Annotated in this window: 21 protein-coding genes; 9 read left to right on the forward strand and 12 right to left on the reverse strand. The window is 63.3% G+C overall.

The window, feature by feature from the left end; all coding sequences use genetic code 11:
* Positions 1 to 10: 10 nt before the first annotated feature.
* Positions 11 to 868 (reverse strand): FKBP-type peptidyl-prolyl cis-trans isomerase, encoded by an 858-nt coding sequence (locus ACEN9O_RS08440; RefSeq protein ID WP_495617126.1) that lies wholly within the window; start codon positions 866 to 868, stop codon positions 11 to 13.
* Positions 869 to 994: 126 nt separating this feature from the next.
* A complete protein-coding gene (locus ACEN9O_RS08445) occupies positions 995 to 2,875 on the reverse strand; it encodes a potassium transporter Kup (protein WP_495617127.1) in 1,881 nt (626 codons plus the stop codon).
* A 202-nt stretch (positions 2,876 to 3,077) separates the two neighbouring features.
* Here ACEN9O_RS08445 and rarD point away from each other — a divergent pair, with 202 nt between their 5' ends.
* Together rarD and ettA are read left to right on the forward strand one after the other, a co-directional pair.
* Complete coding sequence (gene rarD / locus ACEN9O_RS08450; protein WP_495617128.1) at positions 3,078 to 3,953, forward strand: EamA family transporter RarD; 876 nt, start codon at positions 3,078 to 3,080, stop codon at positions 3,951 to 3,953.
* 81 nt (positions 3,954 to 4,034) lie between these two features.
* Entirely contained in the window at positions 4,035 to 5,702 is a 1,668-nt protein-coding gene (ettA, locus tag ACEN9O_RS08455; protein ID WP_495617129.1) for an energy-dependent translational throttle protein EttA, read from the forward strand.
* 105 nt (positions 5,703 to 5,807) lie between these two features.
* Here the strand turns inward: ettA and ACEN9O_RS08460 are convergent, their stop codons facing one another.
* The 3 genes from ACEN9O_RS08460 to ACEN9O_RS08470 all read right to left on the reverse strand — a co-directional run bounded on the left by ACEN9O_RS08460 (position 5,808) and on the right by ACEN9O_RS08470 (position 8,912).
* On the reverse strand, positions 5,808 to 6,395 hold the full coding sequence (locus ACEN9O_RS08460; RefSeq protein ID WP_495617130.1) for a porin family protein: 588 nt from the start codon (positions 6,393 to 6,395) through the stop codon (positions 5,808 to 5,810).
* Between the two features lie 172 nt (positions 6,396 to 6,567).
* Positions 6,568 to 8,193 carry a methyl-accepting chemotaxis protein gene (locus tag ACEN9O_RS08465; protein ID WP_495617131.1) on the reverse strand — a complete coding sequence of 542 codons (1,626 nt, stop codon included), beginning with the start codon at positions 8,191 to 8,193 and terminating at the stop codon, positions 6,568 to 6,570.
* 122 nt (positions 8,194 to 8,315) lie between these two features.
* A complete protein-coding gene (locus ACEN9O_RS08470) occupies positions 8,316 to 8,912 on the reverse strand; it encodes an alpha-ketoglutarate-dependent dioxygenase AlkB family protein (RefSeq protein ID WP_495617132.1) in 597 nt (198 codons plus the stop codon).
* 44 nt (positions 8,913 to 8,956) lie between these two features.
* On the opposite strand from ACEN9O_RS08470, the gene ACEN9O_RS08475 reads away from it, so the two are divergent.
* The gene (locus ACEN9O_RS08475) at positions 8,957 to 9,547 is read left to right on the forward strand and encodes a molybdopterin-dependent oxidoreductase (protein ID WP_495617133.1); all 591 of its coding nucleotides are present in this window, start codon (positions 8,957 to 8,959) and stop codon (positions 9,545 to 9,547) included.
* 3 nt (positions 9,548 to 9,550) lie between these two features.
* Here ACEN9O_RS08475 and ACEN9O_RS08480 read toward each other — a convergent pair whose 3' ends face one another.
* The 7 genes from ACEN9O_RS08480 to ACEN9O_RS08510 form a co-directional block, all read right to left on the reverse strand.
* Positions 9,551 to 9,913, reverse strand: a complete 363-nt coding sequence (locus ACEN9O_RS08480; protein WP_495617134.1) for a hypothetical protein — start codon at positions 9,911 to 9,913, stop codon at positions 9,551 to 9,553.
* A gap of 234 nt (positions 9,914 to 10,147) precedes the next feature.
* The gene (locus tag ACEN9O_RS08485) at positions 10,148 to 10,972 is read right to left on the reverse strand and encodes a Rossmann-like and DUF2520 domain-containing protein (protein WP_495617135.1); all 825 of its coding nucleotides are present in this window, start codon (positions 10,970 to 10,972) and stop codon (positions 10,148 to 10,150) included.
* Positions 10,972 to 11,589: a DUF924 family protein gene (locus ACEN9O_RS08490; protein ID WP_495617136.1), complete on the reverse strand. Its 618-nt coding sequence runs from the start codon at positions 11,587 to 11,589 to the stop codon at positions 10,972 to 10,974. The genes ACEN9O_RS08485 and ACEN9O_RS08490 overlap by 1 nt, the downstream gene beginning before the upstream one ends.
* Positions 11,590 to 11,603: 14 nt before the next feature.
* On the reverse strand, positions 11,604 to 12,350 hold the full coding sequence (locus ACEN9O_RS08495; protein ID WP_495617137.1) for an MgtC/SapB family protein: 747 nt from the start codon (positions 12,348 to 12,350) through the stop codon (positions 11,604 to 11,606).
* A gap of 24 nt (positions 12,351 to 12,374) precedes the next feature.
* Positions 12,375 to 12,632, reverse strand: coding sequence for a hypothetical protein (locus tag ACEN9O_RS08500; RefSeq protein ID WP_495617138.1), 258 nt, complete (start codon positions 12,630 to 12,632; stop codon positions 12,375 to 12,377).
* The gene (locus tag ACEN9O_RS08505) at positions 12,629 to 14,443 is read right to left on the reverse strand and encodes an aminopeptidase P family protein (protein ID WP_495617139.1); all 1,815 of its coding nucleotides are present in this window, start codon (positions 14,441 to 14,443) and stop codon (positions 12,629 to 12,631) included. Before ACEN9O_RS08505 ends, ACEN9O_RS08500 begins: the two co-directional genes overlap by 4 nt.
* Positions 14,444 to 15,100: 657 nt before the next feature.
* Entirely contained in the window at positions 15,101 to 15,781 is a 681-nt protein-coding gene (locus ACEN9O_RS08510; protein ID WP_495617140.1) for a Crp/Fnr family transcriptional regulator, read from the reverse strand.
* A gap of 139 nt (positions 15,782 to 15,920) precedes the next feature.
* Here ACEN9O_RS08510 and ACEN9O_RS08515 point away from each other — a divergent pair, with 139 nt between their 5' ends.
* The 6 genes from ACEN9O_RS08515 to ACEN9O_RS08540 are packed head-to-tail and all read left to right on the forward strand — an operon-like array spanning position 15,921 to position 22,880.
* Complete coding sequence (locus ACEN9O_RS08515) at positions 15,921 to 17,867, forward strand: AMP-binding protein (protein ID WP_495618443.1); 1,947 nt, start codon at positions 15,921 to 15,923, stop codon at positions 17,865 to 17,867.
* 21 nt (positions 17,868 to 17,888) lie between these two features.
* Positions 17,889 to 18,722 (forward strand): ABC transporter ATP-binding protein, encoded by an 834-nt coding sequence (locus ACEN9O_RS08520; protein ID WP_495617141.1) that lies wholly within the window; start codon positions 17,889 to 17,891, stop codon positions 18,720 to 18,722.
* 2 nt (positions 18,723 to 18,724) lie between these two features.
* The gene (locus ACEN9O_RS08525; protein WP_495618444.1) at positions 18,725 to 19,621 is read left to right on the forward strand and encodes a branched-chain amino acid ABC transporter permease; all 897 of its coding nucleotides are present in this window, start codon (positions 18,725 to 18,727) and stop codon (positions 19,619 to 19,621) included.
* Positions 19,622 to 19,640: 19 nt separating this feature from the next.
* Positions 19,641 to 20,699, forward strand: coding sequence for a branched-chain amino acid ABC transporter permease (locus ACEN9O_RS08530; protein WP_495617142.1), 1,059 nt, complete (start codon positions 19,641 to 19,643; stop codon positions 20,697 to 20,699).
* 34 nt (positions 20,700 to 20,733) lie between these two features.
* Positions 20,734 to 22,044, forward strand: coding sequence for an ABC transporter substrate-binding protein (locus ACEN9O_RS08535; protein WP_495617143.1), 1,311 nt, complete (start codon positions 20,734 to 20,736; stop codon positions 22,042 to 22,044).
* Positions 22,041 to 22,880: an ABC transporter ATP-binding protein gene (locus ACEN9O_RS08540; RefSeq protein WP_495617144.1), complete on the forward strand. Its 840-nt coding sequence runs from the start codon at positions 22,041 to 22,043 to the stop codon at positions 22,878 to 22,880. Before ACEN9O_RS08535 ends, ACEN9O_RS08540 begins: the two co-directional genes overlap by 4 nt.
* Positions 22,881 to 22,888 lie beyond the last annotated feature (8 nt).

Consider the following 22,888-nt stretch of genomic DNA (forward strand, 5'->3'; position numbering starts at 1 on the left):
TCCGACCAGCTTATTTGACCGAAACGAGTTCCAGCTGGAAGATCAGCGTCGCATTGGGAGGAACACTGCCTTTGCCAACCGAACCATAAGCCTGGTCGGGAGGGATGGTCACGGTGCGCGTGCCGCCTACGGCCATGCCGATGACGCCGTTGATGAAGCCTGGGATATTGTCGCTGCCGCTCAGGACCAGCGCATAGGGATCGGTCGGCGCCACATTGGCATCGAACTGCGGGCCCTTCTTGTCGGCGCGCGTGCCGTCATACACCCAACCGACGTAATGGACGGTGACGGAGCTGCCGGCGGCGGCGACAGCGCCGGTGCCAGGTACGTCATTGGTTATCGTCAGTACCGTCGGCGGCGGGTCGGAGGGGATCACGATGGCCGGGATGACATCGACCAGCTCGAAATCGTAGACCATCGGCGAATTGGCGGAAATGGCCGCGTAGCCGTACGGGTTAGGACTCGGCACGGGGCGCGAGGCAGCGCCGTACACCAGATTGGCCGGCAGGATGGCGGTGCGCTTGCCGCCGATTTTCATGGCGGCGACTGGACTCACGCCGAGGATGGACTGGTCCCAGCCCGTCACCACCGCGCCCAGCCCCACCGTGAACGGCGCGGCCGGCTTGCCGGTATCGACCGAGCTTTCCACCTTGGCGCCCTTGAAATCGGACTTGGTCGAGTCGTACAGATAGCCGGTGAAGTTGATCACCACAATGTCGCCCGCCTTGGGCGCGGCGCCGGTGCCGACCACGGTATCGGTCAGTTTGAACGCCGGTTGCGGCACCACCACCGCCACCGGTGCTTTCGATCCGCCGCCGCAGGCCGTCAGGGCCGCTACGCAGGCAACGGCAGCAATAAATTGAAACATCGATTTCATGATTACCTTTGATGAGTATTCGTATTGGTCCCACATTCGGAGCAGAAGTTTAGCAGACCAAGCCGCTTCTGCTCCGGGCGCTACATTCGGTTACATCATTTAGCGCCGCGAGTGTGCTTAAATTTCCACTTGCGTGCCAAGTTCGATCACGCGGTTGGTGGGAATCTGGTAGTAGTCGGCGGCGCCGCGGGCGTTGCGCGACATCGCCACGAACAGGTGTTCGCGCCAGGTCGACATGCCGGCGCCCGGGGTCGAGATCACCGTCTGGCGGGCGATGAAGAACGAGGTCTCCATCATCTCGAACGGCAGGCCGAGGCAGTCGCACAGCGCCAGCGCTTTCGGGATGTCCGGTTCGTCCTTGAAGCCGTAGTGGACGTTCACCTGGTAGCACTGGTGGCCCAGGTCCGTGACCTTGACCTGCTCGGCCTCCGGCACGAACGGCTCCTCCACCACGTGCACCGTGAAGAACACCACGCGTTCATGCAGCACCTTGTTGTGCGACAGGTTGTGCAGCAGCGCGTGCGGCACGCCGTCGCTCTCGCCGCGCAGGAAGATGGCGGTGCCGTAGACCCGCGTTGGCGGCGCCACGAACAGCGAGGCCAGGAAGTCTTCCAGCGGGATCGCGTGCTTCTGCAGGTTCTGGAACACCAGCTCGCGGCCGCGCTTCCAGGTCAGCATGACGGTGAACAGCACGGCGCCCAGCAGCAGCGGGAACCAGCCGCCGTGGAACAGCTTGAGCGTGCTGGCCGAGAACAGCATGATGTCCATGATGATGAAGAAGCCGGTGGCGGCCAGGCACAGCGCCAGCGGCATGTGCCAGCGGTAGCGCGTGACGAAGAAGGTCAGGAAGGTGGTGGCCAGCATGGTCGCGGTCACCGCGATGCCGTAGGCACCGGCCAGCTTGTCCGACGAGCCGAAGCCGATCACCGCCAGCAGCACCACCGCCAGCTGCAGCCAGTTGACGGCCGGGATGTAGATCTGGCCGATTTCACGCTCGGACGTGTGCACCACGCGCATGCGCGGCAGCAGGCCCAGGGCGATGGCCTGCTTGGTCATCGAGAAGGTGCCGGAAATGGTGGCCTGCGAGGCGATTACCGTCGCCATCGTCGACAGCACCACCAGCGGGTAGACGCTCCAGGCGCCGAGCTGCTGGAAGAAGGGATTGGAGATCGCTTCGGGGTGGACCAGCAGCAGCGCGCCCTGGCCCAGGTAGTTCAGCGCCAGCGCGGGGAACACCACCAGGAACCAGGCGGCACGGATCGGCTTCTTGCCGAAGTGGCCCATGTCGGCGTACAGCGCCTCGGCGCCGGTGAAGGCCAGCACCACGGCACCCAGCGCGACGAAGGCGATCATGCGGTTCTGAAGCATGAAGCGGAAGGCGTTCAGCGGATTGAGCGCCCACAGGATCTGTGGCGCTTCGAGGATATTGATCAGGCCCATGACGGCCAGCGCGGCGAACCACACCATCATCACCGGGCCAAACAGGCGGCCGATGCCGGCCGTGCCGTGGCGCTGCACCGCGTACAGCGTGACCAGCACGATGATGGTCAGCGGCACGATGTACTGCTCCAGCCCTGGCGCGGCCACTTCCAGGCCCTCCATCGCGCTCAGCACCGAGATGGCGGGCGTGATCACGCTGTCGCCGTAGAACATGGTGGCGCCGAACACGCCCAGCAGCATCAAGGGATAGTGCCAGCGCGGCGCGGCCTTGCTGACCGAATTGAGTACCAGCGCCATCAGCGCCATGATGCCGCCTTCGCCGCGGTTGTCGGCGCGCAGCACCAGCGTGACGTATTTGAGCGAGACGATCATCGTCAGGCCCCAGAAAATCAGCGAAATAATGCCCTGCAGGTTGAACTCGTTCAGCGCCAGGCCGTGTTCGGGATCGAAGATGGTTTTGAGGGTGTAGAGGGGACTGGTACCGATGTCGCCGTAGACGATGCCTACCGCAGCCAGCGTCAGGGCGACGAGGCTGCTTTTCTTATGTTGCTCGGTCAAGATTGCACCTGTTGTTGTTTTGGTGCATTGCACAATAGGATAAGTATTTGCAAAAGGCAAGGAGATTTTCGCATGGAAGGGCGTTCCAAAATTTCAATAACGCCAGTGTACGCTGCTGCGGGCCGAAGCGCGAGGCCGCGCAGCGGTGGTGCGCCAGATCGGCGATAATGGCAGACCTTGCCTTCGACCCGCTCCCTTCTCCATGAATATTGGTATTGTTTACGCCACATTCGCGTTCTTTTGCTGGGGCTTGTTCCCGTTGTACTTCCACGCCATCGGCGAGGTGCCCGCGGTGGAAATCCTGGCGCACCGCATGCTGTGGTCGCTGTTGTTCCTGGGCCTGGTGCTGACCGCGCGCCAGCAATGGAAGTGGCTGCCGAAGGTGCTGCGCAATCCGCGCGTGCTGGCCAGCTTTGTGGCCTCGGCGCTGCTGCTGACGGCCAACTGGTTCGTCTACATCTGGTCGGTCAACAACGGCCATGTCATCGACTCCAGCCTGGGCTATTTCATCAATCCGCTGATCAATGTGCTGCTGGGCCTGCTGGTGCTGAAGGAAAAGCTGCGGCGCGGCCAGTGGATCGCCATCGCCGTGGCGGCCGGCGGCGTGCTGTGGCTGACCTGGTCGGCCGGCCAGGTGCCGTGGATTGCCTTAATTTTAGGCATCACCTTCGGCGGCTACGGCCTGCTGCGCAAGATGGCCGCGCTGGCGGCGCTGGAGGGCCTGTCGCTGGAAACCATGCTGCTGTTCCCGCTGGCGCTGGTGTATGTGCTGTGGCTGACCGCGCACGGCCAGAACACCTTCCTCAACACTCCGTACGACAGCACCCGCTGGCTGCTGGCGGCGGCCGGGCCGATCACCGCGATCCCGCTGGTGATGTTCGCGGCCGGCGCGCGCAAGATCCCGATGTCGGTGCTGGGCCTGCTGCAATACCTGTCGCCCACCATGCAGGCGCTGCTGGGCGTGTGGGTGTTCCATGAAGGCTTTCCGCCGGCGCGGCTGATCGGCTTCATCATCATCTGGGCCGCGCTGGCGCTGTACGTGGCCGAGGGGCTGTGGAGCGCCCGGCGCGCTAAATAGTGGGCGGGCGGCGGGATTTATCGTATCCTGTCGTCCTCCTTGCATTTCTACGCAATTAAAAAATTCTTACTGAGATTCTCAATGGCAAATTACGTCTATACCATGAACCGCGTGGGCAAAATCGTCCCGCCCAAGCGCCAGATTCTGAAAGATATTTCGCTGTCCTTCTTCCCGGGCGCAAAGATCGGCGTGCTGGGCCTGAACGGCTCCGGTAAGTCGACCTTGCTGAAAATTATGGCCGGCATCGACACCGACATCCAGGGCGAAGCCGTGCCGATGCCGGGCCTGAACATCGGCTACCTGCCTCAGGAACCGCAGCTGGATCCGGAAAAAACCGTGCGCCAGGAAGTCGAGTCGGGTCTGGGCGAAGTGTTCGAGGCGCAAGCCAAGCTGGAGGCCGTGTACGCCGCCTACGCCGAGGAAGACGCCGACTTCGACGCGCTGGCCACCGAGCAGGCGCGCCTGGAAGCGATCATCTCGACCTCCGACGGCGGCAACCTGAACCTGCAACTGGAAATGGCCGCCGACGCGCTGCGCCTGCCGCCTTGGGACGCCAGGATCGGCGTGCTGTCCGGCGGCGAGAAGCGCCGCGTGGCGCTGTGCAAGCTGCTGCTGTCCAAGCCGGACATGCTGCTGCTCGACGAACCGACCAACCACCTGGATGCCGAGTCGGTCGAATGGCTGGAGCAGTTCCTGCTGCGCTTCCCTGGCACTGTGGTCGGCATCACCCACGATCGCTACTTCCTCGACAACGCCGCCGAATGGATCCTGGAACTGGACCGCGGCCATGGCATTCCATGGAAGGGCAACTACTCGTCGTGGCTGGACCAGAAGGCCAACCGCCTGAAGCAGGAAGAGTCGACCGAGTCCGCGCGCCAGAAGGCGCTGGCCAAGGAACTGGAATGGTCGCGTCAGAATCCGAAGGCGCGCCAGGCCAAGTCCAAGGCCCGCCTGGCCCGCTTCAACGAGCTGAGCGAGTACGAATACCAGAAGCGCAACGAGACCCAGGAGATCTTCATCCCTGTGGCCGAGCGCCTGGGCAATGAAGTGATCGAGTTCAAGAATGTGTCGAAAGCGTTTGGCGACCGCCTGCTGATCGACAACGTGTCGTTCACGATACCGCCGGGCGCCATCGTCGGCATCATCGGCCCGAACGGCGCCGGTAAGTCGACCCTGTTCAAGATGATCGCCGGCCTCGACAAGCCGGACAGCGGCGAAGTGGTGATCGGCCAGACCGCCCGCATCTCGCTGGTGGACCAGAGCCGCGATACGCTCAGCGACAGCAAGAGCGTGTTCGAGGACGTGTCCGGCGGCGCCGACATGCTCAGCGTCGGCCGTTTCGACATGCCGTCGCGCGCCTACCTGGGCCGCTTCAACTTCAAGGGTTCGGACCAGCAGAAAATCGTCGGCAACCTGTCCGGCGGTGAGCGCGGCCGCCTGCACCTGGCCAAGACGCTGCTCAAGGGCGGCAACGTGCTGCTGCTGGATGAACCGTCGAACGATCTGGACGTGGAAACCCTGCGCGCGCTGGAAGACGCGCTGCTGGAGTTCGCCGGTTCGGTGCTGGTGATCTCGCACGATCGCTGGTTCCTGGACCGTATCGCCACCCACATCCTGGCGTTCGAAGGCAACTCGCAGGTCACCTTCTTCGACGGTAACTATCAGGAATACGAAGCCGACAAGAAGAAACGCCTGGGCGAGGAAGGCGCGAAGCCTAAGCGCATCCGCTACAAGCCACTGACCGTGTAAACGACCAAGGCCACCGCAAGGTGGCCTTTTTATGCCTGAGAGGCGCCCCCCGAACCGAGGCGGGGTCGGACCCCGTAGGGTCCGACCCCTGTGGTGCCGTGCGGGTTAGAAGTTGTAGCGCACGCCGGCGGTGATGGCGCTGTTTTTGCGGCCCAGATCGATGTTGTTCTTGCCGTAGTTTTCATACTCCAGCGAGACCTTCACGTTCTTGTTGATCGCGTACTCGGCGCCAACGGAGCCGTACAGCGCGCTCTTGTTGCTGTCGCCGCTGACGGCCGCGATGCCGGTGGTGGTGACGGCATTGTGGTTGCGCGCCACGCCCAGCTTGCCGAACACGGCGACCTGGTCATTGACGGTGTAGGTACCCTTGCCTGCAACATAGAACGAGTTGGCGTCGGTCTGCACGTGGCCGGCTGCGCCGCCTGACGTGTAGTCATAACCTTTCTTGCCGAAGTCGGTATAACCGCCTTCGATCGCCCAGGTCTTGTCGAAGTTGTAGCCGGCGAAGATCTTGCCAGTCGCCTTGTCGCCGCTGCGGTCGGAGGTGCTGGTGGCGCCAGGCACGTCGAATTTGTAGTGGCTGCCCACGACACCGGCGCCGATGTAGGCGGTGCCTGCGTCATCGGCGGCGTAAGCGGAGGTGCCGGCCAGGGCGGCAGCGGAAGCAACGATTGCGAACAGAATTTTTTTCATGGTCTTGGATCTTTCAGCAAAATGAGTGTTGGACTTGCTTGGGATCGCAGTTCTCTGAATTGCGATGGAGTCAAGATAGCACTCGAATCAACTCCCGTCACCGCCGAATTAGTAAGAAGTGTGACGAGATGTAAGCCGAACGAACCGCTGAAAAATTCTGTTCCGACAAAACTTAAGCGATGCTTAAGCGCTTGGGCGCCGCACGCGTCGCGGGCGGGGCCGCCGACGCCTGCTGATGCTGCGCCAGGCGGAACACGCCGACCACCGCCGACAATTTCTCCGCCTGCTGCTGCATCGAATCCGACGCCGCCGCCGACTGCTCCACCAGCGCCGCGTTCTGCTGGGTCACCGCGTCCATCTGGATGATGGCCTGGTTGATCTGCTCGATGCCGGCATGCTGTTCGCCGCTGGCGGCCTGGATGTCGGCCACGATGTCGGTCACGCGCTGAATGCTGGTGACGATGTCGCGCATCGTCGCGCCGGCCTGGTCCACCTGGCGCGCGCCGGCTTCGACCTTGCTGACGGAGTCGCCGATCAGTTCCTTGATTTCCTTGGCCGCGGCCGCCGAGCGTTGCGCCAGCGTGCGCACCTCGGAAGCGACCACCGCAAAGCCGCGCCCCTGCTCGCCGGCGCGGGCCGCCTCCACCGCCGCGTTCAGGGCCAGGATGTTGGTCTGGAAAGCGATGCCGTCGATGACGCCGATGATGTCGGCGATCTTGCCGGACGATTCATTGATGGCGCTCATCGTGCCGATCACCTCGTCGACCACGGCGCCGCCCTTGCGCGCCACCTCTGACGCCGAGCGCGCCAGCTCGTTGGCGGTGCGCGCGTGATCGGCGTTGGCCTTGACCGTCGCGGTCAGCTCTTCCATCGACGAGGCCGTTTCCTCCAGCGCCCCCGCTTGCTCCTCCGTACGCGCCGACAGGTCCAGCGTGCCGCTGGCGATCTGCGACGAGGCGGTGGCGATGGTGTCGGTGCCGTTGCGTACCTGGCCGACGATGTCGCCGAGGCTGTCGCGCATGGTCTTCATCGCATATAGCACGCTGCCGTGGTCGGTCTGCCGCACATCGACGCTGACGGTCAGGTCGCCGCCGGCGATGCTGTTGGCGACGTCCGCGGCATAGCCCGGTTCACCGCCCAACTGGCGGATCAGTCCACGCGTGATCGCCACACCCAGCGCCACGCCCAGCGCCAAGCTGCCTGCCACCAGGCCCACCATCGTCAGCAGGCTGGAGCGCGACAAGGCGGCTGTCTGCTCGGCCTTGGCGTTGGCGCGTTCCTCCTTGAGCTTGGTCATTTCGGTCAGCAGGTCATCCAGCACATTGGCCTGCTTGCGCGCGACGGCCAGCATCTGGTTCAACTCGTCGCTGCGCTGCGCCAGCGGTTCGGCCTCGGCGCGGTCCAGTGCGCGCGCCAGCAGCCGCTCGAATTCCTGGGCTTGCACCCCGTAGCTGTCGATCAGCTTGCGCCCCCGCTCGACAACGAACAGCGGCCGCGCCTTGTCGAGATAGTCGCGGATCGTCGCCAGGTATTTCTGGATGTCCGCACGGTGGCCGGCACGCTCCTGCGCCGAAGTCGCCAGCAAGAAATTGCTGCGCGAACGGCTGGCGTAAATCAGGTTGATGTTGGCTTCCTTGATGTAGGAAACGCCCATCAGGTCTTCCGCGTACATGCTGTCGGCCATGCCGGCGATGCGATTCATGCTGAAAATGCCGATGCACGCGACCACGGCCCCAAGCACCGCAACAAACACAAATCCACAGATGAGTTTGGTTCCAATCTTCATATTGTTAAACATGGCTGGCCTCCAATGTAGAGAGCTAACAATAACAGCGTCAGCCGGCGCCCCCCCCCGATCCGCGCAGCAATTTCCCCGCCGGCCCACCCACAATGTCACAGCACGCCAACACTTGCAAGAACTTAGGCGATCAGGCGGAAAGTGAGGTTGATGCGCGGCCCGCGCGGGTCCCGTGCCTTGTTGATGCCGTGCAGCCAATGTTGCTGCAGGGTGCCCGCCATCAGCAGCAGGCAGCCGTCGCCCAGCGCCAGCTTGATGGTCTTCGGCAGGCGCCGGTGCTTGAGGATGAAGGTGCGCGGCGCGCCGAAACTGACCGAGGCGATGGCCGGCTGCGGCCCCAGTTCGCGCTCGTCGTCGGCGTGGAAGCCCATGCTGTCGCGTTCGTCGCGGTAGTAGTTCAGCAGCACGCTGTTGAAGCGGCGCCCGGTGGCCTGCTCGACTGCCTGTTTGATGTGCAACTGCAGCGGCGTGAACGGCAGCGGATGGAAGGTCTTGCCGGAATAGCGGTAGCTGGCCTCGCCATGCCAGGCGCTCAGGCGCGGTTGCATGTGCAGCTTGCCCCAGACCTGGACTTGTTCCGCGCGCCAGTCGGTCTCGTCCAGCAGGCGTTGCATGGCCTCGGCCGGCGCCAGGTCCAGCGCCAGCCGCTGCTGGAACCACAGTTCGCCATCCTCGATCGGGATGGGCATCAGGGCGCTGTCGTCGGCAAATAAGTCCATGCGCGGTATGATACCGGCACTACGTCAGCCAAGAGATCACCCGCATGAAAAAACGCCAGTTTCTGGGCCGCGCCGCCTTGGCCGGCATGGCCGCCGCCGCCCTGCCGGCATCGCAAGCCTCTGCCGCCGCGGGCGGCGCCGGCCCCGCGCTGTTGACCGTCACCGGCGCCGTCGGCAAGGTCAACCGCGGCCGCTTCGATCCGGTGCGCGACCAGATGATGCACAAGCAAAAACTCAGCTTCGACAAGGCGCATGCCTTCGACTTCGCGGCGCTGGCCGCGCTGCCGGCCATCACCATCCAGCCGACGCTGGAATACGACGGCAAGGTGCATACCATGCGCGGCCCGCTGCTGCTGGATGTGATGAAGGCGGCCGGCGCGTCGCTGGGCGACGGCGGCAAGCTGGTGTTGCGGGCGGTGGATGGCTATGCGGCCACGGTCACCGTGGCGCAGGCGCGCGCGCAGCGCTACATCGTCGCCACCCATCTGGATGGCGCGCCGATGGCGCTGGGCGGATTGGGGCCGCTATGGGCGGTCTACGATGCCGACAAGGTCGCGGAGATGGCGGCCAAACCGCTCGCGGAGCGGTTCGGTTCCTGCCCGTGGGCCTTGTATCACATCGAGGTGCAGGCTTAACGCTTAAGCGTAGGCTTCGGCCAGGGTCATTACGCGCGGAGCGATGGTGATGCCGATGCCGCTGAACAGCGCGGTGATGGCGGCCATATTGGCTTCCATCTCTTCGGCTTTCCAGCCCTGGAACAGATCGGTGCCGTCCTTCTGGAAGTGCAGGTCCAGCACCTTGCCGCGGTCCTTGTGGGTGTAGCCGCCGCTGTAGGTGTTCTTGAAGCCCATCGCCGCCAGCGCCGCCAGTACCTCGGCCGGCGGATTGTCCGGGTCGGTGGCCATGAACACACCGAAGGTCTTGCCGGGTGGTTTAGCGGCGACATCTACGTCGTAAATCCCAGGCGCTTTCGTGACGGTCGTACTCTTCAGAAATAACATGTTCTTACCCCTATCCTATTGGTGCGCCGGCTTGATGCTAGATTCTTTAGGAAAACATTCTAAGAAACAAGCTTATTGCTAATTCCGAGGTTTGTCGACTAATCCCGCCACTTATTTGTGAATTCGTACCAATAAAACTGCAACGCCCGCTTCGGACCAAGCATGCACCTGCTTAAAATATAGTTGTTGTTTAGTAATTTGCAAGGAGATAAGAGCTGTAGCCGTCGCAGCGGGCTATTTCTGGCGCTTCCGGCGCGCCAGGTCCGCCGTGGGCGCCACCAGCGCCTGGTAGAGTTCGCCAGTTGACCTGTCCCACCGGCTGACCGCCCGTTGTTGGCGATCCACAGTGTCCATGTCGCCGCGCGCGATCGGGCCGCTGAGCGCGGCGGCGGCGCCGAGCCGGAAGACATTGGCCATCGACTCGGTGGCCAGCGGCTGCGCCATCTGGCGCGCCACCGGTTCCGGAATGCCGGCCGCCATGTAGGCGCGCAGGGCGGCGTCCAGCACCGTGACCAGGTAGTTGCTGGCGAAGACGGCGGCGGCGTGATACACGGTCTTGGCCGAGGCGTCGATCGGCACCGGCTGCGCGCCTATCGCCTGCAAGGCCGGCGTCAGCACGGCCAGCGCGGCGGCGTCGCCCTCAATGCCGCAGAAGGTGCCTGCAAATTGAGCAGCCACCGCCGCCGGATCGGCAAAGCTGCGGATCGGGTGGACGCTGGCGACCAGCGCGCCGGCATCGCGCGCCGCCTGCAACTGGCCGGACGCCAGCGCACCGCTGCAATGGAACACCACGCTGCCTTGCAACGGCACCGCCTGCGCCAGCGCGGCGCAGGCGCTCGCGATCTGGTCGTCGCCGACGGCCAGCACATGGATGTCGGACGGCTGCAATTGGTCGTAGCGCTCCACCGCCGCGCCGCTGCCGATGAAATCCACGCCGGCCTGCGCCGACGCGGCGGAACGCGTGAGCACCTGCTGCACCTGATAGCCGCCCTGCCCCGCCAGCAAGCGTCCCAGCACGCGGCCGACATGGCCGGCGCCGATCAGGTTGAGTGTCGCCATCAGAAACCAGACCCCGGCTGCTGCAGGTACGCCTGTTCTTCCGGCGTCGATGCGCGGCCGAGGATGGCGTTACGGTGCGGGAAACGGCCGAAGCGGCGTATCACCTCGCGATGGCGATGCGCGAAATCGAGCATGCCGGCGATGCCCTGGCTGGTGGCCGGCGGCGCGGTGTCGCGTACCGCGTCCGCCATGTGCGTGTACAGGGCCACGGCCCGTTCCTGCATCGCCATGTCCTCCGCGTGCTCGAACGGCAGGTAGACAAAGGCGCGCTGCAAGGGCGGCAGCGCCAGGTCCTGTTGCGCGTCGACCATATTCAGCGCCGCCTGCAAGGCCTGCGGGTCGCCGGCAAAGGCCAGCGGCGTGCCGCGGTGGACGTTGCGGCAGAACTGGTCCAGCACCAGGATGCGCGCCAGCGCCGACTGCGGACCTTCCGCATCCCACGCATGCAGGCCGCCGGCCAGCGCCTGCTCGATCAGCGCGCCGAAGCGCCCGGCGATCTCGCGGTCGAAATCGTCGCTCTTCTGGAACCACTCGCGGCGCATCGCGTCGGCGGCCTGCCCTGCGGAAGGCTGGAACCAGAAATCGAATACCGCCCTGGCTTGTTCGTTCATGCTCATGTTCGTGTTAGTTTTCAGTTACGTGCGTGCGACAGCTGGAAGCTGTGGATGCCGTCGAATTGCGCCAGCTCGGCCGACAGCACCGACATCGGCGCGCCGCTACGCTTGCTGAGCGCGATGGCGACAAAGCGCCATTCCTGCATGCCGCCATCGCTGCCTATCATCAGCGAGCCACCGGCGATTTCGTAGCCGCGTTGCAGCGCCATCGCGCGCAGCGCCGGCTCCTGCGGCAGAAAGCCGGCCTTGAAGCGCATGGTGATCGCAATCGCGTGCCGCGACGGCAGCCAGGCCTCGACCCTGGTCAGCAGGATCATCGCGCCTGCGCACAGCACCGCCAGCCCCATCGCGCCCAGGTAGAAGCCGATGCCGACCATCACGCCGATCACCGACGACGCCCAGATCGAGGCCGCCGTCGTCAGGCCACTGATGTTAAAGCCTTCGCGCATGATGACGCCGGCGCCGAGGAAGCCGATGCCGGTGACGATGCCCTGCACGATGCGGGTCGGGTCGGAGGTCAGGATGGTGTGGCCGGTATGGCCGCCGAACCAGTCGCCGGGATAGCCGCCGATCACCGTCAGCGCGGCGGAGGCCATGCATACCAGCCCATAGGTGCGCATGCCGGCCGCGCGGCCGTGATACGAGCGCTCGTAGCCGACCATCAGGCCTAGCAGCAGCGCACCGACCAGATTCAGCAAAATGACGCCGTTGGTGGCGATTTCCTGGGTAGACCAATAGGCGAACAGGGATTCAATCGGTGGCATGCGTGCTCTCTCTCAGTGGTAACGCTACGGCGTTTTTTTAACGAGCTGTTTTTCGAACGCGACATCGAGCTTGCTGACGCGCCGGGGCGGCCCCGGCGAAATGCCGTTGACGAAGGCGACGAAATCGTCCAGCTCCAGCGGAGGGCACAGCGGCGGCTGGCCGGCGCCTTCGGTCAGGAAGAAGTGGCCGCTGCCGGTGCGCGACATCGAATACTTGGCGTTGCCGCTGCGGACCTTGAGGCGGTCGACAGCGGAGGTGGCACGGGTTGCGCGACCGCTCATAACGCCTCCGTACGGGTTTCCAGCCAAGCCAGAGCGGCGCCCGACAGCAACGGGCGCAAACGCTGGCGCACCGTCGCGTGATAGTCGTTGAGCCAGCGCTTCTCGTCGTCGCGCAGCAGCGAGGGCGCGATGCAGCGGGTGTCGATCGGGCACAGGGTCAGCGTTTCGAAATCGAGGAACTCGCCGAATTCGGTCTGGCCCGCAGGCCGGTTCAGCACCAGGTTTTCAATCCGGATGCCCCATAGTCCGGGACGGTACAGGCCCGGTTCTATCGATGTAATCATGCCTGGCTCCATGGCGGTGTGCAGCTCCGGCATCGCCGATTGCGAAATCGACTGCGGGCCTTCGTGCACGTTGAGGAAGTAACCGACGCCGTGGCCGGTGCCGTGGCCGAAGTCCAGGCCCTCGGCCCACAGCGGCGCGCGGGCGATGGCGTCGAGCATCGGCGATTTGGTCCCGCGCGGGAAGCGCGCCGAGGACAAGGCGATCACGCCCTTGAGCACCAGCGTGAAATCGCGTTTGTGCTCGGCCGTGATGGCGCCGACGCCGACCACGCGGGTGATGTCGGTGGTGCCGCCCAAATACTGGCCGCCGGAGTCGATCAGCAGCAGGCCGTCGCCTTCGATGACGGAGTGCTGGGCCTCGGTGGCGCGGTAATGCATGATTGCGCCGTTGGAGCGGAAGCCGGCGATGGTGGAGAAGCTGGGGCTGACGAAGCCCGGACGGCGCGCCCGCGCCGCCGTGATTTCGCGGTCGATGGCCAGTTCGGTCAGCGGCGGACGCTGCGGATCGGCCAGCGTCTGCTCCAGCCAGGTGAAGAATTCGCACAGGGCAGCGCCGTCCTGCTCCATCGCGGCGCGCACGTGGGCAGCATCGGCTTCGCTTTTCTTCGATTTGGCGAAGGTGGTGGGGTTGATCGCCTCGATCACCTGAACCGTGGCCGGTATCCACTGGCGCGTGCCGTGGGTGAGGCGGCGCGGGTCGATAAGCAGCGTGCTGTCGGCGGGCAGCGCGGCCAGCGCGGCGGCGGCCGATTGGTAGGGCGCGACGTCGACGCCGTCCTCCGCCAAGGTGGCGCGCAGCGCGGGCGAGACTTTGCCGTCGGCGACGAACAGCGTGGCGCGGGCCGGACCGATCAGCGCGTGGGACAGAAAAATTGGGTTGTAATTAACATCGGCGCCGCGCAGGTTGAACAGGTAGGCGATATCGTCCAGCGTCGAAATCAGGTGACGCTCCGCGCCCAGCTGCTGCATCGTCGTGCGCAAATTGACAAGTTTTTCGACGCGGGTCTGCGAGGCGTAAGGTGGCAGATGCTCGTACACCGGCGCGGCCGGCAGCGCGGGGCGGCCGCTCCAGACCTGATCCAGCAGATCGAGATCGGTGCGCAGCGCGACGTTTTTCTTTTGCAGCGCCTGTTCCAGCAGGCGGGCGATGGACAGGCCGAGCACCGCGCCGTCAACCGCCGCCGTCTCGCCGGGCTTCAGGGTCGCGGCCAACCAGTCGACATATTGAACGCTGGCGCCGGAAGTTAGTTTCATCAGGGCAATGCCGGTGCCGGCTAATTGCTGCTCGGCTTGAGTCCAATAGCGGGCGTCGGTCCAGATGCCGGCAAACTCCGGCGTGACAATAAAAGTACCGACCGAGCCGGTAAATCCCGACAGCCATTCGCGGCCCTGCCAGCGGGCCGGCAAATATTCGGACAAATGAGGATCGGCCGACGGCACGATCAGCGCGTCGATCTGCTGTTGACGCATCGCCGCCCGCAACAGCGCCAGGCGCTCGACGAAATGGGAAGTATCTGGAATATGCATGGATGAGGTCAATTTCCGGTGCGCCGCCGATGCGGCATAGCTTGTCGCCATGATACCGCGATTGCTTGGGGTGCAGGTTTCGAACTTGATCTGATTGCACCCGATCGTTGCGGTAAAGTACTTTTATTTGATCAGCTTGTTTCGCGTTACCTTGAAAACTTTAGGGAACCTCGAAATACCGTCATTTCCCCTCCCAGGGGAAATGACTTCCCGCGCAAGCGGGAACCCATACGCCGCATGAGCAGAATCTCAACATGGATTCCCGCCTGCGCGGGAATGACGAATTGGTGGTTATTCGAGGTGCCCTATAGTGAACAATAAGAATTTCGTTCCAACACAAAAGGGCAAATTTGCAGACTGCCACGCCTATGCAATAGATTACGAGGATTCTTACTAATGGAAATGCATAACCCCCTTCATCCCGGTAAATTTATTCTGGAAGTAAATTTACGGTCTCATAAAGTCAGCGGCCGCCGTTGTGCGGCGAAACTGGGCATCAGGCCGTGACAATTCATTGACCTGGACTGCTCTCGGCCGTGGACAAATGCTGAAAACTGGCACAAACATGCCAATAATTAGCATGAGCAAGGGGCGTAACGACGCCGGGCCGAGCATCTGGACAGATTGATTGGGATAAGACTGCGGGATTCCGCTAACTCATGCCTCGTAGCGGCGCAGGCCTTCGAGATCGAGAATACGAATGCCGCCGTAATCAAGACTTAATAAGCCTTGTTTCTCCAGCAGCTGTAATGCCTGATTGGCGCGCTGGCGCGAGGCGCCGGACAGCAGGCCCAATTCCTCCTGCGATATTTGCACCAGCTTTTCCAATCCCGGATAAAGATGGGAATTAAACATGGAAACCAGGCAGCGCGCAACGCGGTTTAATAAACGGTCGTTTTCCACCATGCCGATAAACTGCCCCAGCCGCTCATTCAGCTGCATCAATAAAAACCGCGTGAAAGGCAGGCTGTTATCCAGCAACCAGTGAAACGTGGACATCGGCATGCGGGCGATATGGCTGTCGCGCAATGCCATCGCGTCGTATTTCAGTATCTCACGCTTTAATACCGAACCTTCGCCAAACCAGCCGCCGGCCGGTACACCGGTAAATGACACGCTTTTACCCGTCGCCGAGAAATTAGTCATCTTGACCATGCCGTCCATAATCCCCAGCCAATGCTCGACCATTTCCCCCTTGCGGCAAACATAACCCCCCTTCGGCACAAAAGTTTCAAAGGTATCGGCCAGCACGCGCGTCATTTGTTCCGGCGTCAGCCCTTGCGCCCAGATTGCCGAACGCAAAGCTATTTCGAGGGAGATATGATGTCGATTAGGCATTATTGCAACGCACCATGGAAAGTTCGGTCAAATGTCGCCGAAAAGACAACCTGACGGTCGGCGGCAGGCTAATATCATCACATAAAAAGGCTGCCGTATCAGAAGTTTAACAAGTACGAGCAAACAGCAACAGGAGACACTGGTGCAAACACAGAACGAGACCTTCCCGCGCTGGCTGCTGACCCATGGCCAGCAGCGTCCGGGAAAACCCGCCTTCCGCGAAAAATACCTGGGCATCTGGCAAAGCTGGACCTGGGCCCAGGTCAACGACGAAGTGCGGGCGCTGGCCTGCGGCCTGGCCGCCATCGGCTTCCAGCGCGGCATGAACCTGGCCATCATCGGCGACAACCGCCCCCGCCTCTACTGGTCCATGCTGGCCGCGCAATGCCTGGGCGGCGTGCCGGTGCCGCTGTACCAGGACGCCCCGGCCGCCGACATGGCCTATGTGCTGGAAAACGCCGAGATCCGCTACGCCATCGTCGAAGACCAGGAACAGGTCGACAAGTTGACGGAATTGCAAAGCCTGTACCCGCATATAGAACACGTCGCCTACGACGACGAACGCGGCATGCGCCACTACCGCCAGCAAGGCCTGCTGTCCTTCGCCCGCCTGCAGGAACTGGGCCGCGACTGGGACAAGGCCAACCCCGGCATGTTCGACAACGCCGTCAAGGCAGGCAAGGGCAGCGACAACGCCATCATCCTGTACACCTCCGGCACCACCGGCAAACCCAAAGGCGTGTGCCAGACCCACTCCGCCCTGATCGCGGCCGGCACCGGCGGGGTCGGTTTCGAGAACCTCACCGACGAAGAAGACATCCTGTCCTACCTGCCGATGGCCTGGGTGGGCGACTGCCTGTTCTCCTTCGCGCAGGCGATGACGGCCGGCTTCACCGTCAACTGCCCCGAATCCGGCGACACCGTCATGACCGACATGCGCGAAATCGGCCCTACTTATTACTTCGCCCCGCCGCGCGTGTTCGAGAACATGCTCACTACCGTGATGATACGGATGGAGGACGCCGGCGCCATCAAGCGCCGCATGTTCCATCACTTCATGGCAGTGGCGCGCCGCAGCGGCGCCGCCATCCTGGACGGCAAGCCGGTGCCGCTGTCGGACCGCCTGGCTTATGCGATAGGCCAGGTGCTGGTCTACGGCCCGCTGAAAAATGTGCTCGGCATGTCGCGCGTGCGGGTCGCCTACACGGCCGGCGCCGCGATCGGGCCGGACCTGTTCCGCTTCTACCGCTCCATCGGCGTCAACCTGAAGCAGTTCTACGGCTCCACCGAAACCTGCGCCTACATCTGCCTGCAGCCGGACGGCCAGATCAAGTTCGACAGCGTCGGCCTGCCGGCGCCGGGCGTCGAGGTCAAGCTGGCCGACAACGGCGAGGTCCTGGTCAGGTCACCAACATTGATGGACTGTTATTACAAGCGTCCCGACGCCACCAGCGAAGCGATCGACGCCGAAGGCTACTTCCACACCGGCGACGCCGGCCTGTTCGACCACGAAGGCCACCTGAAGATCATCGACCGCGCGGCGGACGTCGGCAAGATGAACAGCGGCGCCATCTTCGCGCCCAACTACGTGGAGAACAAACTCAAGTTCTTCCCCTTCATCAAAGAGGCGGTGGTGTTCGGCGACAAGCGCGACGAAGTCTGCGCCTTCATCAATATCGACATGGAAGCCGTGGGCAACTGGGCGGAACGCCGCAGCCTCGCCTATTCCGGCTACACCGACCTGGCCGCGCACCCGCAGGTGTATGGCCTGGTGCGCGACTGCATCGAGCAGGTCAACGCCGACCTGGCGGCCGAGCCGATGATGAGCGATACGCAGATCCACCGCTACCTGGTGCTGCACAAGGAGCTCGACCCCGACGACGATGAGCTGACCCGTACCCGCAAGGTGCGCCGCAAGTTCATCGCCGGGAAGTACGCGGTGCTGATCGATGCGCTCTACAGCGGCAAGCTGTCGCAGTACATCGAAACGCAGGTCAAGTTCGAGGATGGACGCACGGGATTGGTGGCGGCGGACCTGAAGATCGAGTCCTGCAAGACCTTCCCTGCCATCCAGGCAGCGGCCTAGGCCAGAATGGAGGAAGCGACCATGCAAATGAACGAACCAGACACCCACTTCGGGACGGATGCGGATCCCGACCGCCGGAAAATCGGCCCGGTGATCCTCGACCTGAAAAATATCTCGCTCTCCTTCGGCGGCGTGAAGGCGCTGACCGACATCTCCTTCGACGTCAAGCGGCACGAGATCCGCGCCATCATCGGCCCCAATGGCGCCGGCAAAAGCTCGATGCTCAACGTGATCAACGGCGTGTACCGCCCGCAGCTGGGGGAGATCATCTACCGCGGCGAACACCGCAAGAACATGGACTGCCATGCCGCCGCCAAGTCCGGCATCGCCCGCACCTTCCAGAATATCGCGCTGTTCAAGGGCATGACGGTCCTCGACAACATCATGACCGGCCGTAACCTGAAGATGAAGTCCAACTTCCTGATGCAGGCGCTGTACTGGGGCCCGGCGCGGCGCGAGGAGATCGCCCACCGCGTCAAAGCCGAGGAGATCATCGACTTCCTGGAGATCCAGGCGATCCGCAAGACGCCGGTGGGCCGCCTGCCCTACGGCCTGCAAAAACGCGTGGAGCTGGGCCGGGCGCTGGCCGCCGAGCCGGAGATCCTGCTGCTCGATGAACCCATGGCCGGCATGAACGTCGAAGAGAAACAGGACATGTGCCGCTTCATCCTCGACGTGAACGACCAATTCGGCACCACCATCGTGCTGATCGAGCATGACATGGGCGTGGTGATGGACATCTCGGACCGCGTGGTGGTGCTCGACTACGGCAAGAAAATCGGCGACGGCACACCCGACGAGATCCGCTGCAACCAGGACGTCATCAACGCCTACCTCGGAAAGGCCTGCGAATGAACGTGAACTTTTTCTTTGAGGTCTTGATCGGCGGCCTGCTGTCCGGCGTGATGTACGCGCTGGTGGCGATTGGCTTTGTGCTGATCTACAAGGCCTCCGGCGTATTCAACTTCGCCCAGGGCGCGATGGTGTTCTTCGCCGCACTGACCTGCGTCGGCATCGTCGACAAGTTCGGTGTGTCGCTGTGGGTGGCGATACCGCTGACCATCGTCGTCATGATACTGCTCGGTATCGCCATCGAGCGCGTGGTATTGCGGCCGCTGGTGAACCAGCCGGAGATCACGCTGTTCATGGCCACCATCGGCCTGGCCTTCTTCATCGAAGGGCTGGCGCAGTTGATGTGGGGCTCGCAGGTGCACAAGCTGGATCTGCCGATCGAGGATGTGCCGTCCGAGTACCTGATGAACAAATTTAACATCCTGGTCTCGCAGTTCGACATCATGGCGGCCGTTGTCTGCGGCCTGCTGGTGACGGCGCTGGCACTGCTTTTCTCCAGGACCAAGGTGGGCCGCGCATTGCGCGCGGTGGCGGACGATCACCAGGCGGCGCTGGCCGTCGGCATTCCGCTGCAGCGCATCTGGGCGGTGCTGTGGGCGGTGGCCGGGCTGGTCGCGCTGGTGGCCGGCCTGCTGTGGGGCGCCCGCAACGGCGTGCAGTTCGCGCTGACCTTCGTGGCGTTGAAGGCGCTGCCGGTGCTGATCCTGGGCGGCTTCACGTCGATGCCTGGTGCGATCGTCGGCGGCCTGATTATCGGCGCCTCCGAAAAACTGGCCGAGGTGTATATCGGCCCGCTGGTCGGCGGCGGCATCGAAGGCTGGTTCCCGTACGTGCTGGCGCTGTTGTTCCTGCTGGTGCGGCCGGAAGGCCTGTTCGGTGAAAAAATCATCCGCAGAATCTGAGAGAGTAAAGGTAAAGACGATGCTCTACCGCGAAGCAGGACAATTTAAAACCAGCTACCAGGCCGACAGCCAGATCTTCCCGATACTCCAGGACCGCATCGCGTTGTTTGCGTTGCTGGCCGTGGCGATCGTGGTGGTGCCGCTGTTCGCATCGCCGTACACCTTGTCGGCGATCCTGATCCCCTTCCTGATTTTCTCGCTGGCCGCGCTGGGACTGAACATCCTGACCGGCTATGCGGGCCAGCTGTCGCTGGGCACCGCTGCCTTCATGGCGGTCGGCGCCTTCGCCTCGTACAATTTCCTGGCGCGGCTGCCAGGCCTGCCGGTGCTGCTGGCCTTCGTGCTGGGCGGCTTGAGCGCGGCGATGGTGGGCATCGCCTTCGGCCTGCCGTCGCTACGGATACGCGGCTTCTACCTGGCCGCCTCCACGCTGGCCACACAGTTCTTCGTGGTGTGGTGCCTGACCAAGATCCCCTACCTGACCAACTACAGCAGCTCCGGCGTGATCACCGCGCAGAAGATCGTCATCCTCGGCTACCAGTTCGACACGCCGGACCGCAAATACCTGCTGGTACTGGGTGTGGTGGCGGTGATGGCGCTGCTGGCCAAGAACATGATCCGCTCCAACGTGGGCCGCTCGTGGATGGCGGTGCGCGACATGGACGTGGCGGCCGAGGTGATCGGCTTCCGCCTGATGCGCACCAAGCTGCTGGCCTTCGCCGTCAGCTCCTTTTACTGCGGCGTGGCCGGCGCGCTGTATGCCTACGCCTACCTCGGCACGGTGGAACCGGAGGCCTATAACCTCGACCTGTCGTTCCGCATCCTGTTCATGGTGATCATCGGCGGTGTCGGCTCGGTGCTCGGCTCCTTCCTCGGCGCGGCGTTCATCGTGCTGCTGCCGGTGTTCCTGAATATTTTCGCGCACAGCCTCGCGCTGCCGACCAGCGTGGCGTCCAACCTTGAGCTGATGGTGTTCGGCGCCCTGATCATATTTTTCCTGATCGTGGAACCGCACGGTCTGGCGCGTTTATGGCAAATCGGTAAAGAGAAACTGCGTCTGTGGCCGTTCCCGCACTGAGCGCATATAAAACAATAACCTGGAGGAGAAGACAATGAAGCGCATCGCATCCCTGGTACTTGGACTCACACTGGCGGCATCCGTTCCGGCATGGGCGCAACCCGCCGCCGCCGAACAATACGTCGCCCTGCCCTCATATCGCGTAGGCCCTTATGCGGCGGGCGGTTCCGGCTTCTACGGCGGCATCATCGACTACTTCAACCTGGTCAACCTGGCGGGCGGCGTGAACGGCGTGAAGATCTCGTGGGAAGAATGCGAAACCGAATACAACCCTTCGCGCGGCGTCGAATGCTACGAGCGCCTGAAGACCAAGAACGGCGGCGCCACGCTGGTCGAGCCATTGTCCACCGGCGTCGCCTACGGCGTGCTCGATCGTCTGCCGACCGACAAAATCCCGATGACGATGATAGGCTACGGCCGCTCGGACGCCGCCAACGGCAAGGTCTTCCCCTATGTGTTCCCGCTGATTACCAGCTACTGGAACCAGGCCGCCGCGATGATCAAATACCTCGGCGACAAAAACGGCGGCATGGACAAACTGAAGGGCAAGAAGATCGCCTACCTGTACCACGACTCGGCATTCGGCAAGGAACCCTTGCCGGTGCTGGAGGCCTTGTCCAAGCAGTATGGCTTTGACCTGATCAAGATCCCGGTCACGCCGCCGGGCACCGAACAGCAATCGCAGTGGCTGCAGATCCGCCAGGCCAATCCCGACCACGTGATCCTGTGGGGCTGGGGTTCGATGAACGCGGTCGCCATCAAGACCGCGCAACGCAACGGTGTCCCGCGCGAGAAAATGCTGGGCGTGTGGTGGGCCGGCTCCGAAGAAGACACCGTACCGGCCGGCGACGCCGCCAAAGGCTACAGCGCGATGACCTTCAACACGCCGGGCAACTACCCGGTGATGGACGAGATCCACAAAAAACTCTACGACGCCGGCAAGGGCAACCTGGCCGACCGCACCCGCATCGGCTCCGTGTACCACATGCGCGGCGTCAGCGCGGCCATCCTGTGGGTGGAAGCGATGCGCACCGCGCAGGACAAATTCGGCAAGGGCAAACCCGTCACCGGCGAGCAAATGCGCTGGGGCCTGGAGCACCTGAACGTCGACGAGGCGCGCCAGAAAGCCATCGGCGCCTTCGGCATGCTGCCGGTGGTGAAGACCAGCTGCGACGATCATGAAGGTTCCGGCGCCGTCAAGGTCCAGCAATGGGACGGCAAGAAGTGGAACGCCATCACGCCGAACTGGATCGTCGGCGACAAGGCGCTGACCCGCAAGCTGCTGGAAGAAAGCTCCGCAGCCTACGCGGCCGAGAAAAAAATCACGCCAGCCTGCGCAAAATGATCACCGCCGCCAGCACAGCGGCCGCCCCGGCGGCAGCGCCCTATCTCTCCGTGAACAACGTGGAAGTGATCTACGACCATGTGATCCTGGTGCTCAAGGGCGTATCCCTGCAGGTCCCGCAGGGGAAGATCGTGGCCCTGCTGGGCGCCAACGGCGCCGGCAAGTCCACCACGCTCAAGACCATCTCCACGCTGCTGCGCGGCGAACGGGGCGACGTCACCAAGGGCGAAGTCCAGTTCAAGGGCGAACGCATCGACCAGCTGACGCCCAATGAACTGGTGCGGCGCGGCCTGTCGCAGGTGATGGAGGGCCGCCACTGCTTCGGCCACCTGACCATCGAAGAGAACCTGCTCACCGGCGCCTACACCCGCAGCGCGTCGCGGGCGGAGCTGAAGGAGTCGCTGGAAAAGGTGTACCACTACTTCCCGCGCCTGCGAGAGCGGCGCGCCAGCCAGGCCGGCTATACCTCCGGTGGAGAGCAGCAGATGTGCGCCATTGGCCGCGCGTTGATGGCCAAGCCGTCGATGATCCTGCTGGACGAGCCGTCGATGGGCATCGCGCCGCAGATCGTCGACGAGATCTTCGGCATCGTGAAGGATTTGAACAGCAAGGAGAACGTCTCCTTCCTGCTGGCCGAGCAGAACACCAGCATCGCGCTGCGCTACGCGGACTTCGGCTACATCCTGGAGAACGGCCGCGTGGTGATGGAAGGCGCGGCCTCCGAGCTGGCCAGCAATGAAGACGTCAAGGAGTTCTACCTCGGCGTTTCCGGCGCCGGCCGCAAGAGCTTCCGCGACATGAAATTTTACCGCCGCCGCAAACGCTGGCTGGCCTGAGGACCGAT

The sequence above is a fragment of the Duganella sp. Dugasp78 genome, from assembly GCF_059491455.1.